Here is a 15,086-nt window from a genome sequence, read left to right as displayed (position 1 = left end):
CGAGGCTCGGGAGATGTCCCGCAGGTCCGCGCCCAGCGACTTTCGCGCCTGCGGGGCGCGCTCGCTAGGGTCGCTGGGCATGGACGCCATCAGCTTCCCCCCGGCTCCCACGAACGAGCCCAACCTGACGTACGCACCCGGCACCCCGGAGCGCGAGTCCCTGCAGAGCGAGATCGCCCGGCTCGAGGCCGAGCAGCGCGACCTCCCGGCGTACGTCGGCGGGCAGTGGCGCCCGGGCGGCGGCGAGGAGATCCAGGTCGTGCAGCCGCACGACCACGCCCACGTGCTCGGGACGACCCGCAACGCCACCACCGCCGACGCGCAGGCCGCCGTCGACGCGGCGCTCGAGGCGGCGCCGGCCTGGCGGGACATGCCCTTCGACGACCGGTGCGCGATCCTGCTCAAGGCCGCCGACCTGCTGGCCGGCCCGTGGCGGCAGCGGCTCAACGCCGCGACCGTGCTGGGCCAGTCCAAGACGGCCTTCCAGGCGGAGATCGACTCCGCGTGCGAGCTCATCGACTTCTGGCGCTTCAACGTCCACTACGCCAAGCAGATCCTCACCGACCAGCCCATCGCCAACAGCCCGGGCATCTGGAACCGCACCGACCACCGCCCGCTCGAGGGCTTCGTCTACGCGATCACCCCGTTCAACTTCACCGCCATCGCCGGCAACCTGCCCACCGCCCCGGCGCTCATGGGCAACACCGTGGTCTGGAAGCCCAGCCCGACCCAGCAGCTGGCGGCGTCGCTGACGATGGAGCTGCTCGTCGAGGCCGGCATGCCGCCGGGCGTCATCAACATGGTCCCCGGCGACGGCCTGGCGGTCTCCGAGGTGGCGCTGCCGCACCGCGACCTGGCCGGCATCCACTTCACCGGCTCGACCCCGACCTTCCAGCACCTGTGGCGCACGGTCGGGGAGAACATCACCGGCTACCGCTCCTACCCGCGGATCGTGGGGGAGACCGGCGGCAAGGACTTCATCGTCGCCCACCCCTCCGCCGACGTCGACGTCGTGCGCACCGCGATGATCCGCGGCGCCTTCGAGTTCCAGGGCCAGAAGTGCTCGGCCGCCTCCCGGGCCTACGTCCCGCGCTCGCTCTGGGCCCGGCTGAAGGACGACCTGGTCGCCGAGACCGACGCGATCTCCGTGGGCGACCCGACCGACTTCTCCCACTTCATGGGGGCCGTCATCGACGCCCGGGCGTTCGCCAAGCACCAGACGGCCATCGAGCGCGCGCACGCCACCGACGGCCTCGAGGTCGTCGCGGGCGGCACGGTCGACGACTCGGTCGGGTACTTCGTGCGGCCCACGATCGTGGTCGTCGACGACCCGGCCGACGAGATGTTCACGACCGAGTACTTCGGGCCGATCCTCGCGGTGCACGTCTACGACGACGCCGACTACGAGGCGGTGGTGCGCCAGCTGGAGTCGGTGTCGCCGTACGCCCTCACCGGCGCGGTCATCTCCCAGGACCGTGCGGCGGTCGCGTGGACCCGGGACGCGCTGCGCTTCGCCGCCGGCAACTTCTACGTCAACGACAAGCCGACTGGCGCGGTCGTGGGGCAGCAGCCCTTCGGCGGTGGTCGTGCGTCGGGCACCAACGACAAGGCCGGCGCGGCGGTCAACCTGCTGCGCTGGACCAGCCCGCGCTCGATCAAGGAGACCTTCGTCCCGCCGACGGACTACCGCTACCCCTACATGGGCTGAGCGCCTCCGCGCGACGCCAGCACGCCGACGGCCCCCGAGCAGTGCTCGGGGGCCGTCGCGCGTCGTGGGTGTGCGCGGGTTCACGGGCCCCTCGCGGCGGTCGAGGCAGGAAGGTGGGTCACCATGGACGGGTGACGTCCGTGCTGCTCTCGCTGTTCCACCTCGGTGCCCTGCACCCGGTCGAGAAGGGCCTCACCCTGCTGCTCGCCTTCGGGCCGTTCGTGGTCCTCGCGGTCGTCGTCGCCGTACGTCGTCGGCAGGACGCGGCTGCCGAGGCACCCGCGGCGTCCGAGGCCGAGGCTGCTGGTCTGCCGGCGCAGCCCCAGCAGCCGACCGAGCAGCCGCAGCCGCCGACCGACTGACCCCGGCGCAGAGGCCGAGCGGGCGGGTCTTCTGGAGCTCCTGCCCGTCCGGCATCAGCCCAGTCGGGCCCAGGCGCGGCGCAGCTCGCCCTCGACCGGGCTCCAGGCGCCGTCGACGGCGCGACCGACGACGTCACCGAGCCGCTCGGGCAGGGCACCGCCGTCGATGCCGATCGTGTGGCACAGCGTGGCCGTGAGGTCGGGGGAGGTGGCCGCGACCGCGTGGTCCAGGCAGAACCGGCGGCCGTCGACGGCGTCGTACGCCGCGTCGAGACCGAGCGCGAGCAGCGGGACGGCCATGAGGCCGGTCAGGAGGCGGACCCAGCGGTGGAGCGGCACGCCCTGCTCAACGAGCAGGGCGTGCCGGCGTCACAGCGGTCCAGACCCCCGGGCCGGGGGAGTCATCGGGACAGGTAGTCCCGGCCCACCTTGTTCTCGGCCTTGAGCGCCTTGAGCAGCAGGTCCGAGATGAGGCCCTCGATCTTGCCGCCGACCAGCGGGATGCCGACCTTGACGGTGAGGTCGACCGTCTCGGTGGTGACCCCGCCGCTCTCGACGACGACGGCGGTGCCCTTCATCTCGCCGGGTTTGCCGGGGATGGTGACCTCGATGTCGGCACGGGTGCCGGTCCAGGACTCGCGCTGCACGATGTGCGCCTCGTCGCCGACGATCTTGGTGGCGAAGGACGGCAGGCCCTGGACGGACTGGAACTGGTCGATGACCACGTCCATCCCCGACGCCGTCTGCTCGACGGTGACGGTGCGGCGCAGGACCCGCTGGTAGTCGCAGACCTCCTCGCGGAACGCCGGGTCCGCCAGCATCGCCATGACCCGGTCGGCGGGCGCGTCGTAGGTCATCTCGTGCACGAGCCGCTTGCTCATCGCTGTCCTCCCAGCCACGCGGTGCCGGTGGTCTGCTCGACCTCCAGGCCCGCCTTGATGTTGTCGGCCATGAGGGCCTCGAGCTTGCCGCCGATGACCGGCACCTTGACCTTGACGTCGAGCTCGACGACCTCGGTGGTGCCGCTGCCGCGCGCCTCGAGCCGGACGGTTCCGGTGGCGGTCGTCGGCTTGCCGGGGGCCGTGATGGAGACCGTCCCGCCGGTGCGCGAGGTCCACTGCTCCTCGATCACGGCCTTCGTGGTGTCGCCGACGATCTTCTTCGCGATCGCGGGCAGGCCGGCGGTGTCCTGGACCTGCTCGCTCACGAGCGTGAACCCCGCGCCGTCCTCGGCCGGCTTCAGGTCGATGTCGTGGGAGACCACGCCCTGCTCCTCGCAGACCTTCGCGCGGAAGGCCGGGTCGGCCAGCATCGCGAAGACCTCGTCGGGCGGGGCGTCGTAGGTCAGCTCGTGTCGGAACTTCACGGCGCACATCATGCCGGGTCGGTGTGTGACAGGTTGGCCGACATGAGCGAGAGCGGACGGACGGCTCGGGAGGATGGCCAGCAGGACGGCCGGGAGGACTTCGTCTCCTTCGGCGAGCAGGGGGCCCAGCTGACCTACGGCTCCTACCTCCAGCTGCCCACGCTGCTCGGCGCCCAGCGCTGCGAGTCCGGCGGCGGGGACGGACCGCCCGCGCACGACGAGCTGCTCTTCATCACCATCCACCAGGTCTACGAGCTGTGGTTCCAGCAGCTGCTGCACGAGGTCGGGGCCGCGCGCGACGCGATGGCCGCCGGCGTACAGGGCGGGCGGCTGTGGTGGGCCCAGCACCTGCTGCAGCGGGTCCACGTCATCGAGCGCACGCTGGTCCAGCAGGTCGACGTGCTGGAGACGATGACCCCGCAGGACTTCCTGGAGTTCCGCCAGCGGCTCGCACCCGCCAGCGGGTTCCAGTCGGTGCAGTTCCGCGAGCTGGAGTTCGTCTCCGGCGCCAAGGACGCGGGGTACGTCGAGCGCTTCCGCGGCCTCACCGCCGACGAGCAGGCCCGGCTCGCCCAGCGGCTCGCGGAGCCGACGCTGTGGGACGCCTTCCTCGCCGCCCTCGCCTCGGCCGGTCTGGCCGTCGGGTCCGACGAGCAGGTCGCCGCCTCGCTGCGCACCGTCGCCCACGACCGGGACTCCTACGCCGTCCTCTGGGCGCTCGCGGAGGCGCTGCTGCAGCACGACGAGCTCGCGGCGTCGTGGCGGGCCCGGCACGTGGTGATGGTGGAGCGGATGATCGGGGCGAAGTCCGGCACGGGTGGGAGCTCGGGCTCGGCGTACCTCCGGTCCAGGCTGCCGCTGCAGTACTACCCGCTGCTGTGGGAGCTGCGCAGCAACCTGTAGGTGGGTGGGTTGGCCTCGGTCGCCGAGCCGTCGGGATGCAGGACCTCCGTGGTCCCGGTCGCGGGGGAGGGCGCCCTCCCGTCGGGGGCGGGGCCGACGGCGCCCCTTCGTCGGAACCACCCGCCTCGTTCGTCCCTCACGAGGCGGGGGCCAGGCCCATCCACCCTCCTCCGGGGCGCCGTCGGCCCCGCCCCGGCCGTCCGGGCGCCGTGGCCGCGCTCGGGGCGTCGCGGGCCCTGCATCTCGACGGCTCGGCGCCCTCGGGTGGGTGGGCGCGCCGAGGGGGGAGGGCGGTTGGCCGGGGGGTGAGGTGGGTCCTAGGGTCGGGAGGGTGACAACGACGTCGCACGACAGTGAGCTGAAGGACCTGGTCGCGAGGGCGACGGAGCTGGCGAGGGCCGGGAGGGGGAGCGGGGGGCCGCCGCACGACGAGGTGGGGGCGCTGCTGGCTGCCTACTACCGGCACGTGGCCCCCGAGGACGTCGCGGGGCGCGCCGATGTGGACGTCTACGGCGCCCTGGCCAGCCACTACCGGCTGGCCGAGGAGCGGCCGCAGGGCACTGCGAGGGTGCGGGTGCTGACGCCGACGCTGGCCGACGAGGGCTGGTCGGCGGGCGGGCACAGCGTCGTGGAGGTCGTCACCGACGACATGCCCTTCCTCGTCGACTCCCTCACGATGGAGCTGAGCCGCCAGCTGCACGACGTGCACGTGGTGGTGCACCCGCACTTCGACGTGCGCCGGGACATCACCGGGGCGCTGCAGCACGTGGCGCCGGTCGACGACGGGGCGCTGCAGCCCAGCGACGGCACGCTGCGCGAGTCGTGGATGCACGTCGAGATCGACCGGATCGCCGACGGGGACGCCGCGGCGATCGTCGAGAACGTGCAGCGCGTCCTGGGCGACGTCCGCGAGGCCGTGGAGGACTGGCCGCGCACGCGGCAGCGGATGCTCGACATCGTCACCGAGCTGCGCTCCGCCGCGCCGGTGAGCCTCGACGCGGAGGAGGTCCGTCAGGGGGCCGAGCTGCTGGAGTGGCTGGCCGAGGACCACTTCACGTTCCTGGGCTACCGGGAGTACACGCTCGAGGAGCTCGACGGCGACGACGTGCTGCGGGCCGTGCCCGGCACGGGGCTGGGGATCCTGCGCTTCGACCAGGACCAGTCCGAGGCGTTCGCGCGGCTCCCGGAGCCGGTGAAGGCCAAGGCGCGCGAGAAGACCCTGCTGGTGCTGGCGAAGGCCAACTCCCGCGCGACCGTGCACCGCCCGGCGTACCTCGACTACATCGGGGTCAAGACGTTCGACGCGGCCGGCGAGGTGACCGGTGAGCGTCGCTTCCTGGGTCTCTTCTCGTCCTCGGCGTACGCCGAGTCGTTGCTGCGCATCCCGCTGCTGCGCGAGAAGGCGCGCGAGGTGCTGCGGCGCAGCGGCTTCGACCCGCGCTCCTACGCCGGCCGTGCCCTGATGGACACCCTCGAGGGCTACCCGCGCGACGAGCTGTTCCACACCACGATCGACGAGCTGGCGCCGATGGCCGAGACCGCGATGCACGCCCGGGAGCGGCGGGCGGTCCGCGCGATCACCCGCGCCGACACCTACGGGCGCTACGTCAGCGTGCTGGTCTACCTGCCCAGGGACCGCTACAACACCGCGGTCCGCGAGAAGTTCAGCGAGATCCTGCTGGATCGCCTCGGCGGGGAGTCGGTGGAGTTCACCGTCCGGATCAACGAGTCGACCACCGCGCGCGTGCACTTCGTGGTGCACCTGCCGCGCGAGCAGGGCGACCCCACCGTCACCGGGACGCTGCGTGCGCTGGACACCGCCGACCTCGAGCGCCGGCTGGCCGACGCCTCCCGCTCGTGGCGCGACGACTTCCTGGCCGCCGTCCTCTCGGAGTACGGCGAGCAGGCCGGCGCCATCCTCGGCCGCAGGTACGCCGAGTCCTTCCCCGAGGCCTACAAGGAGGACTTCTCCGCGCGGACCGCGGCGGTCGACCTCGGTCGGCTGGAGGGCATCGCGGGCGAGGAGGGTCTCGACCTGGCCCTGACCCAGCACCTGGACGCCGGGCGTGGCGAGGCCCGGCTCAAGGTCTTCCGCGTCGGCAGCCCGCTCTCGCTGTCCGAGGTGCTGCCGATGCTGAGCAGCCTGGGTGTGGAGGTGGTCGACGAGCGGCCCTACGAGCTCGACGGGCTGGAGCGTCCGACCTTCGTCTACGAGTTCGGGCTGCGCTACGGCACCGCCCTGCCCGAGGAGGCCCGCGGGCTGTTCGTCGAGGCGCTCCGCGCGATCTGGGACGGGCACGCGGAGACCGACGGCTTCAACCGGTTGGTCCTGGGCGTGGGCCTGTCGTGGCGGCAGGCGATGCTGCTGCGCGCCTACGCCAAGTACATGCGCCAGGGCGCCTCGCCGTTCGCCGTCGACACCATCGAGGAGGCGCTCGCCTCCAACGTCGACATCACCCGGATGCTGGTGCGCTGCTTCGAGCTGCGCTTCGACCCTGCCGTCGACGACGCGACCCGCGAGGAGCAGACCGCGGCGCTGCGCGAGCGGCTGGCCGCCGCACTGGACGACGTGGCCTCCCTCGACCACGACCGCATCCTGCGCGGCTACCTCACCCACATCGGCGCCACCCTGCGCACCAACCACTTCCAGACCGGCGCCGACGGCCGACCCAAGGACTACCTCAGCCTCAAGCTCGAGCCCTCGGCGATCCCCGACCTGCCCTCGCCGCGGCCGAAGTTCGAGATCTTCGTCTACTCCCCGCGGGTCGAGGGCGTGCACCTGCGCTTCGGCGCGGTCGCCCGCGGAGGGCTGCGCTGGAGCGACCGGCGCGACGACTTCCGCACCGAGGTGCTGGGCCTGGTCAAGGCGCAGATGGTCAAGAACACCGTCATCGTGCCGGTGGGCGCGAAGGGCGGCTTCTACGCCAAGAACCTGCCCGACCCGAGCGACCGGGAGGCGTGGCTGGCCGAGGGCGTGGCCTGCTACCGCACCTTCATCTCCGGGCTGCTCGACATCACCGACAACCTGGTCGAGGGCCGCACGGTGCCGCCGGCCGACGTCGTACGCCACGACGGGGACGACTCCTACCTCGTGGTCGCCGCGGACAAGGGCACCGCGACCTTCTCCGACATCGCCAACGGCGTGGCCAAGGACTACGGCTTCTGGCTCGGCGACGCCTTCGCCTCCGGCGGCTCCGTGGGCTACGACCACAAGGCGATGGGCATCACCGCCCGCGGCGCGTGGGTCTCGGTGCAGCGGCACTTCCGCGAGCGCGGCATCGACTGCCAGGCCGAGGACTTCACCTGCGTCGGCATCGGCGACATGTCCGGCGACGTCTTCGGCAACGGCATGCTGTGCTCCGAGCACACGCGCCTCGTGGCCGCCTTCGACCACCGCGACATCTTCCTCGACCCCGATCCCGACGCCGCGACGTCGTACGCCGAGCGCAGGCGGCTCTTCGAGCTCCCGCGCTCGTCCTGGGCCGACTACGACGCCTCGCTGATCAGCGAGGGCGGCGGCGTGTGGTCGCGCTCGCGCAAGTCGATCCCGCTCAACGATTACGTGCGCCGCGCCCTGGGCATCGACGCCGGGGTCGAGCAGATGACCCCGAACGAGCTGATGCGCGCGATCCTCTGCGCGCCGGTCGACCTGCTGTGGAACGGCGGCATCGGCACCTACGTCAAGGGCGCGGAGGAGACCCACGCCGACGTGGGGGACAAGGCCAACGACCCCATCCGGGTCGACGGCGTGCAGCTGCGCGCGGCCTGCATCGGCGAGGGCGGCAACCTCGGTTTCACCCAGGCCGGGCGGATCGAGTACGCGCGGGCCGGCGGCCGGATGGCCACCGACTTCATCGACAACTCCGCGGGCGTGGACACCTCCGACCACGAGGTCAACATCAAGATCTTGCTCGACCGGGTCGTGCACGACGGCGACCTCACCGAGAAGCAGCGCAACACGCTGCTCGCGGAGATGACCGACGAGGTGGCCTCGCTGGTGCTGCGCGACAACTACGAGCAGAACCTCGCGCTCTCCAACGCCCTGGACCACGCGCCATCGCTGCTGCACGTGCACGAGGAGCAGATGCGGCAGCTCGAGGCCGACGGCGTGCTGGACCGCGAGGTCGAGGGGCTGCCGACCTCGAAGGTCGTCAAGCAGCGCGCCGACCGCGGGGAGGGTCTCACCGCGCCCGAGCTCTCGGTGCTCATGGCGTGGACCAAGATCGAGCTCGCCGACGAGCTGATCGCCTCCGACCTGCCCGACGACCCCTACCTCGTGCAGGACCTCACGGCCTACTTCCCGACCGCGATGCGCGAGCGGTTCGCGGGCTACATCTCCGACCACCCGCTGCGCCGCGAGATCATCGTGACCCAGGTCGTCAATGACCTGGTCAACGGCGCGGGCATCACGTTCCTGACCCGCCTCGAGGGTGAGACCGGCGCGACGGCCCCCGAGCTGGTCGGCGCGAACTTCGTGGCCCGCGAGGTCTTCGGGTCGCTGCCGCTGCGCGAGGAGCTGCGCTCCTACGACAACCGGCTCGACGCCGCGGTGCAGACCCGGATGCGGCTGGAGATGCGCACGCTGGTCGAGCGCGCGAGCCGGTGGTTCGTGGCCAACCGGCGCCCGCCGATGGACAGCCAGGCGGTCGTGGACCAGTTCTCCGGGCCCGTGCAGGAGACGATGGCGCGGCTGCCCGAGCTGATGGGCGGGCGCGAGCTCGCGGCCTTCGAGGAGCGTCGCGACCGGCTCGTGGGCCAGGGCGTGCCGGAGGACCTCGCCGCGCGCGTGGCGGTGCTGCCGCCGGCGTACATGGTGCTCGGGGTGGTGGACACCGCGCTCCGCGACGGGCTGGACCCCGCCGAGGTCGCGCGGGTGCACTTCGCGCTCGGCGAGCGGCTCGGCCTGCCGGTGCTGGTGCAGCGGATCCTCGCGCTGCCGCGGCACGACCGCTGGCAGACGATGGCGCGCGCGGCGCTGCGCGACGACCTGCACGCCGTGCACCTCCAGCTCACCGGGCAGGTGCTGGCCGGCACCGACGCCTCCGCTCCCGTCGACGCGCGGATCCGGCAGTGGGAGGAGGCCGACGAGGTGCAGGTGGCGCGGGCGTCCGGGACGCTCGGTGACATCTGCTCCGACGACGCCGCCGACCTGGCGCGGCTCTCGGTCGGGCTGCGGGTGGTGCGGGGGCTGCTCGCCACCGGCTGAGGTCGGGACCAGCGCTGCGCCACGAGACCGGTTCGTTATCGGTTTCACCACCGTCGGTGGCCCGACCTAGGGTGCTTGACGATGGCAACGAACGCTTCTCGGGCGTCCGGGGGGCCGGCCCCCGACGTGGACCCGTCCGCCGAGCCGCCGGCAGGCGTGCACTCGCTCTGGCGGCTGCGCCACTACCTCCGGCCGTACGCCGGGTCGCTGCTCGTCATGCTGCTGGCCTCCCTCGGCACGGTGGCGCTGGCGATCGGCATCCCCCTGGTGATCCGCGCGATCATCGACGGTCCGGTCGCCGAGCGCGACCTCGGTGGGCTGTGGGCGCTGGCCGGGCTCGCGCTGCTCCTGGGCGTGACCGAGGCGGTGCTGGTGTGGGTGCGCCGGTGGGTGCAGTCCTCGGCGGTGCTGGGTCTCGAGACCACGATGCGCCACGACCTCTACGACCGCCTGCAGCAGCTGCCGATGGCCTTCCACGGCCGCTGGGGCTCGGGCCAGCTGCTCTCCCGCGCGACCACCGACCTCGCCGCGATCCGCCGCTTCGCCGGGTTCGGCCTGCTGTTCCTGCTCATCAACGTCGTCCAGCTGACCGCGACGACGGTCGTGCTGCTGACGATGTACTGGCCGCTCGGTGTGGTCGTGGCCGCCGCCTCCGTGCCGATCGTGTGGCTCTCGATGCGCTTCGAGAAGCGCTACGTCGTGATCTCCCGGCGGGTCCAGGACGAGCAGGGCGACCTGGCCACGCACGCCGAGGAGGGCGCCGTCGGCATCCGGGTGATCAAGTCCTTCGGGCGCAGCGAGCACGTCTCCCGCGGCTACGAGCGGGCCTCGACCACGCTGCACGCCACGAGCATGGAGAAGGTGCGGCTCTCCGCGCGCTTCTGGACCTTCCTCGAGGTCATCCCCAACGTCGCCGTCGTCATCGTGCTGGCCCTCGGGGCCTACGGCGTCGGCACCGGGGCACTGACCCCCGGCGAGCTGGTCGCCTTCATCACCCTGATGCTGAGCCTGGTCTGGCCGGTCTCGTCCCTGGGCGTCATCCTCGCGATGGCCCAGGAGGCGATGACCGCCGCCGCGCGCATCCTCGACGTCTTCGACACCGAGCCCTCGATCGTCGGTGGCACCCGGGTCGTCGAGGCCCCGCGCGGGCACCTGCGGCTGGAGTCGGTCGACTTCGCCTTCCCCGACGCCCCCGACGAGCCGGTGCTGCGCGGCGTGGACCTGGAGGTGCTGCCGGGGGAGACCGTCGCGGTGGTCGGCGCCACCGGCTCGGGCAAGACCGTCCTCACCTCGCTGGTCCCGCGGCTGTGGGACGTCACCGGCGGGCGGGTCACCCTCGACGGCGTCGACGTGCGCGAGCTGCGGCTGGAGCACCTGCGCAGCCTGGTCGCCACGGCCTTCGAGGAACCGACGCTCTTCTCGATGAGCGCGCGGGAGAACCTCACGCTCGGCCGCGCCGACGCCACCGAGGAGGAGATCGAGGAGGCCCTGCAGATCGCGCAGGCGCAGTTCGTCCACGAGCTGCCCTGGGGCCTGGAGACCCGCATCGGGGAGCAGGGCATGGCGCTGTCCGGCGGCCAGCGGCAGCGGCTGGCCCTGGCCCGGGCCGTGCTGACCCGGCCCGCGGTCCTGGTGCTCGACGACACGCTCTCGGCCCTCGACGTGCACACCGAGAAGCTCGTGGAGGAGGCGCTGCGCCGGGTGCTGGCCGACACGACCGGGATCATCGTGGCGCACCGGGCCTCGACGGTGCTGCTCGCCGACAAGGTCGCGCTGCTGCAGGGAGGCCGGATCACCCACGTGGGGCAGCACCGCGACCTGCTGGCCACCGTGCCGGCGTACCGCGAGCTGCTGGCGGCGGAGGCCGAGCGGCCCGAGGAGGTCTCGGCATGAGCGCCGCGACCGAGGCGGGTACGTCGGAGGGTGCCGCGTCGGACGGGCAGGCTCCCGGGTGGCGCGGCCAGGCCGCGGTCGACGCCGACGAAGCCGCCGAGCGGCTCACCGCCGGCCGGCTCGGCGGAGGCTCGCGCCGGTTGCTGCGCGAGCTGCTGGCGCCGTACTCCCGCACGCTGAAGCTGCTCGTGCTCGTCGTCGTCGTCGAGAACGTCGCCCGGCTCTCCATCCCCTACCTCGTCAAGGTCGGCATCGACTCCGGCATCCCGCCGATCCGCACCGACGGCGACCTGACCCCGCTCGGCACCGTGGTCGGGCTGGTGCTGCTGGCGACGGTGACCCAGGCCGTCGCGCGCTACCGGTTCCTGGTGGTGCAGGGGCAGGTCGGCCAGGACGTCCTGCACGCCCTGCGGCGCAAGGTGTTCCGGCACTTCCAGGCCCTCGACCCGCAGTTCCACGACACCTACACCTCGGGGCGCGTGATCTCGCGCCAGACCTCCGACGTCGACGCGATCTACGAGATGCTCGAGACCGGCTTCGACGGGTTGGTCAAGGCCGCCCTTACGCTCGTCGGCACGGCCGGCATCCTGCTCTTCCTCGACCTCGAGCTCGGCCTGGTCGCGCTGCTGTGCCTGCCGCTGCTGGCGCTGCTGACCAACTGGTTCCGCAAGGCCTCGGCGGCGTCGTACCGCGTGACCCGCGAGAAGGTCGCGCTGGTGATCGTGCACTTCGTGGAGTCGATGGGCGGCATCCGCGCGGTGCAGGCGTTCCGGCGCGAGGACCGCAACCAGGAGATCTTCGACGACGTCAACGACCAGTACCGCCGCGCCAACCTCGTCGCCTTCCGGCTGGTCGCCTGGTTCATGCCGGGCATCCGGCTGATCGGCAACGTCACGATCGCGGCCGTGCTGCTGTACGGCGGGTACCTCGCCTACCAGGGCGACGTCACCGTCGGCGTGCTGGCGGCGTTCCTGCTCTACCTGCGGCAGTTCTTCGAGCCGATGATGGAGATCAGCCAGTTCTACAACACCTTCCAGTCCGCCTCCGCGGCGCTGGAGAAGCTCGCCGGGGTGCTCGAGCAGGAGCCGGGCGTGCCCGAGCCGACCTCCCCGCGGCCGATCGGTCGGGCCACCGGCGAGGTGCGCTTCGACGACGTGCGGTTCTCCTACGTCGAGGGGCGGCCGGTGCTGCCCGGGCTCGACCTCACCATCCCCGCGGGGCAGACCCTGGCCCTGGTCGGGACCACGGGGGCGGGCAAGACGACCATCGCCAAGCTCGCCACCCGCTTCTACGACCCGACCGCCGGGCGGGTGCTGCTCGACGGGGTCGACCTGCGCGAGCTGGCCGGCGACGACCTGCGCGACAACGTCGTGATGGTGACCCAGGAGAACTACCTCTTCTCCGGCACCATCGCCGACAACATCCGCTTCGGCAGGCCCTCGGCCACGATGGCCGAGGTCGTCGAGGCCACCACGGCCCTCGGTGCCCACGAGTTCATCGCCGCGATGCCCGACGGCTACGACACCGTCGTCGCCAACGCCGGCGGCCGGCTCTCCGCGGGGCAGCGCCAGCTGGTCGCCTTCGCGCGGGCGTTCCTCGCCGACCCTGCGGTGCTGATCCTCGACGAGGCGACCTCGTCCCTCGACATCCCCTCCGAGCGCCTGGTGCAGCGCGCGCTGCGCACGGTCCTGGCCGGTCGGACGGCCGTGATCATCGCCCATCGACTCTCCACCGTGGAGATCGCCGACCGGGTGCTGGTGCTCGAGCACGGCCGGATCGTCGAGGACGGCACGCCGGCCGACCTCGTCGCCGCCGGTCAGGACGTCGCCGGGGGTGGCCGCTTCGCCGGGCTCCACCAGGCCTGGGTCGACTCGTTGGCCTGAGGAAGCTCTTCCGTCCGAGCGCCAGTACGGGCGTCCCCCGAGGCCGTCGTCAGGATCCGGAGAGGTGCTGTGGGCGCGCCTGGTTGCCGCCAGCTGAGTGCTCGCGGATCGCGTGGTCTCGACGACCACTCGCCAACACTCGTCTGCTCGGCGCTCAGCCATGCGGCGGTCTCGGGGGCGTGCTGGTAGCCCGGCCACCGGGTGGTGGTCGGGCTGCGAGCGTGTCTTGCTCAGGTGGTGAGGCTCAGAGTGGGGTGGTGCCGTCGGGGTGGACGAGGTAGCGGTGGCCCAGTGGGCTGGTCCAGAGCCAGTGGCCTGGTGAGAGTCCTTCGACGGCCCAGGGTCTGCCTGCTGGTGAGGGGTGGGTCTTGGCGCGATGGTCGTGCCGGCAGAGTGGTGCGAGGTTGTCGGTCGATGTCTGCCCGGGTGGTCCGCCCTGGTCGGGTGGGACGTACTCGATGGTGTGGTCGAGGTCGGCGGTCTCGGCGGGTCTGCGGCAGTGGGGGAAGGTGCAGGTGGTTCTGCTCAGCCGGACTCGGGTGGCGATGCGGTCGGGGACCTCGTAGGAGTCCACCGCCACGGTGTCGGCCAGGTCGATGACGGGTTTGACGATGACCTGGGTGCCGGGGACCCCGCACCACTCGCGGACGGCGTCGGCGGTGAGGAGTTGGCTGTGGTTCTCGACGCGGGCGAGGTGGAGGCCGAGCTTTCCGGTGGCGGGGTCGACCTGGGGTGCGCCGGTGAGGGCGGCGTCGCTCAGGTGGACGGTGAGGACCACGGTGCGGCGGGGCATCGTGCGGGTGCCGGGGCCGGTGGGCGTGTCGGTCGAGGGGTCTCGACGGCGCTCGCTGGCGCTCGCTGCTCGACCGTCCTGCGTCGCCTCATCGTCCCGGTTCGCCTCACCGTCTCTTGCGGGGAGGGGGTCTTGGCCGCGGGCGAGGTAGCCGAGAGCTTTGGCGCGGCGGACGGGGAGGGTGTCGGTGGAGCCGTCGAGGAGCAGCTGGTGGGCGATGGGGCGGATGGCTGCTTCGAGGTCTTCGGCGTCGGCGCGGTCGAGGAGTCCGTCGGCGGACACGGCGGAGGCCGCACCGACTGAGGTGGCGGGGGTGGCGAGGTCGAGGTCGAAGAACAGGTTCGACTTCTTGTCGCACTCCTCGACCTCGGTGGATTCGGGGTCGAAGCGGGCGGTGGCTTCGAGGATCAGTCGGTCCACGGTGATGGGGCCGGCGGTGTGGACAACGTGGGCGATCTGCGCGTCGACGAACGCCACGGCTTCGGCGGACAGCCCGCGCGTGGCTTGGGCGAGGCGGCGTACTCGCCACGCGGTGACCTGTCCGGCGACGAGTCGGGCCCAGACGCGGGGGAGGCGGTGCTTGGCCTCGACAGCGTCACCGACCAGCAGCCGCCCCGACTCACGGGTGCGACCCAGAGCGGTCGACAGCTCGGTGACGGCGAAGTCGGACACCTCGGGTGCGCCGGCGCCGGCGAGGTCGAGCATGGTGTCGGCACCGGGCATCCCGAACCGCGCCATCCACGCGGACTCCGCGGCGTCGTAGGCGTCCTCGTCGGGGTGGGAGTAGGTGCCGTACAGGTCCGGCATCAACGCACCCGTGGTGTGGCGGTCTGCCCACTGAGCGACCCCGATCAGCAGCTCCCGGGCTGCGTCGTCCTCGCGCTGCTTGGCGGCGCGGATCGCGTCGAGCAGGGGGCTGGTGGGCATGGTGAAAGTGTAGTCGAACACACGTTCGAGGAACAGTGTCTTCCC

Annotated in this window: 10 protein-coding genes; 6 read left to right on the top strand and 4 right to left on the bottom strand. The window is 72.3% G+C overall.

Annotation, left to right across the window (positions count from 1 at the left end):
- Positions 1–79 precede the first annotated feature (79 nt).
- Both pruA and ACYVID_RS00855 read left to right on the top strand, forming a co-directional pair.
- Entirely contained in the window at positions 80–1,708 is a 1,629-nt protein-coding gene (gene pruA, locus ACYVID_RS00860) for an L-glutamate gamma-semialdehyde dehydrogenase (RefSeq protein ID WP_460733507.1), read from the top strand.
- A 131-nt stretch (positions 1,709–1,839) separates the two neighbouring features.
- Positions 1,840–2,070 (top strand): hypothetical protein, encoded by a 231-nt coding sequence (locus ACYVID_RS00855; RefSeq protein ID WP_460733506.1) that lies wholly within the window; start codon positions 1,840–1,842, stop codon positions 2,068–2,070.
- Between the two features lie 54 nt (positions 2,071–2,124).
- Here the strand turns inward: ACYVID_RS00855 and ACYVID_RS00850 are convergent, their stop codons facing one another.
- The 3 genes from ACYVID_RS00850 to ACYVID_RS00840 form a co-directional block, all read right to left on the bottom strand.
- On the bottom strand, positions 2,125–2,409 hold the full coding sequence (locus ACYVID_RS00850; RefSeq protein ID WP_460733504.1) for a hypothetical protein: 285 nt from the start codon (positions 2,407–2,409) through the stop codon (positions 2,125–2,127).
- Positions 2,410–2,471: 62 nt separating this feature from the next.
- Complete coding sequence (locus ACYVID_RS00845; protein ID WP_460733502.1) at positions 2,472–2,951, bottom strand: DUF2505 domain-containing protein; 480 nt, start codon at positions 2,949–2,951, stop codon at positions 2,472–2,474.
- Complete coding sequence (locus tag ACYVID_RS00840) at positions 2,948–3,436, bottom strand: DUF2505 domain-containing protein (RefSeq protein WP_460733500.1); 489 nt, start codon at positions 3,434–3,436, stop codon at positions 2,948–2,950. Before ACYVID_RS00840 ends, ACYVID_RS00845 begins: the two co-directional genes overlap by 4 nt.
- A 42-nt stretch (positions 3,437–3,478) precedes the next feature.
- On the opposite strand from ACYVID_RS00840, the gene ACYVID_RS00835 reads away from it, so the two are divergent.
- The 4 genes from ACYVID_RS00835 (at position 3,479) to ACYVID_RS00820 (ending at position 13,321) form a co-directional block, all read left to right on the top strand.
- Positions 3,479–4,339, top strand: a complete 861-nt coding sequence (locus tag ACYVID_RS00835) for a tryptophan 2,3-dioxygenase family protein (protein WP_460733498.1) — start codon at positions 3,479–3,481, stop codon at positions 4,337–4,339.
- 331 nt (positions 4,340–4,670) lie between these two features.
- Positions 4,671–9,545: an NAD-glutamate dehydrogenase gene (locus ACYVID_RS00830; protein ID WP_460733496.1), complete on the top strand. Its 4,875-nt coding sequence runs from the start codon at positions 4,671–4,673 to the stop codon at positions 9,543–9,545.
- Positions 9,546–9,626: 81 nt separating this feature from the next.
- On the top strand, positions 9,627–11,438 hold the full coding sequence (locus tag ACYVID_RS00825; RefSeq protein ID WP_460733495.1) for an ABC transporter ATP-binding protein: 1,812 nt from the start codon (positions 9,627–9,629) through the stop codon (positions 11,436–11,438).
- On the top strand, positions 11,435–13,321 hold the full coding sequence (locus ACYVID_RS00820; protein ID WP_460733494.1) for an ABC transporter ATP-binding protein: 1,887 nt from the start codon (positions 11,435–11,437) through the stop codon (positions 13,319–13,321). Before ACYVID_RS00825 ends, ACYVID_RS00820 begins: the two co-directional genes overlap by 4 nt.
- A gap of 244 nt (positions 13,322–13,565) precedes the next feature.
- Here ACYVID_RS00820 and ACYVID_RS00815 read toward each other — a convergent pair whose 3' ends face one another.
- On the bottom strand, positions 13,566–15,041 hold the full coding sequence (locus tag ACYVID_RS00815) for an HNH endonuclease signature motif containing protein (RefSeq protein WP_460733493.1): 1,476 nt from the start codon (positions 15,039–15,041) through the stop codon (positions 13,566–13,568).
- Between the last annotated feature and the right edge of the window lie 45 nt (positions 15,042–15,086).

This window comes from Nocardioides ginkgobilobae (genome assembly GCF_054781275.1).
Note: the sequence above shows the minus strand (reverse complement) of the source record. Positions and strands in the feature narration are given on the sequence as shown.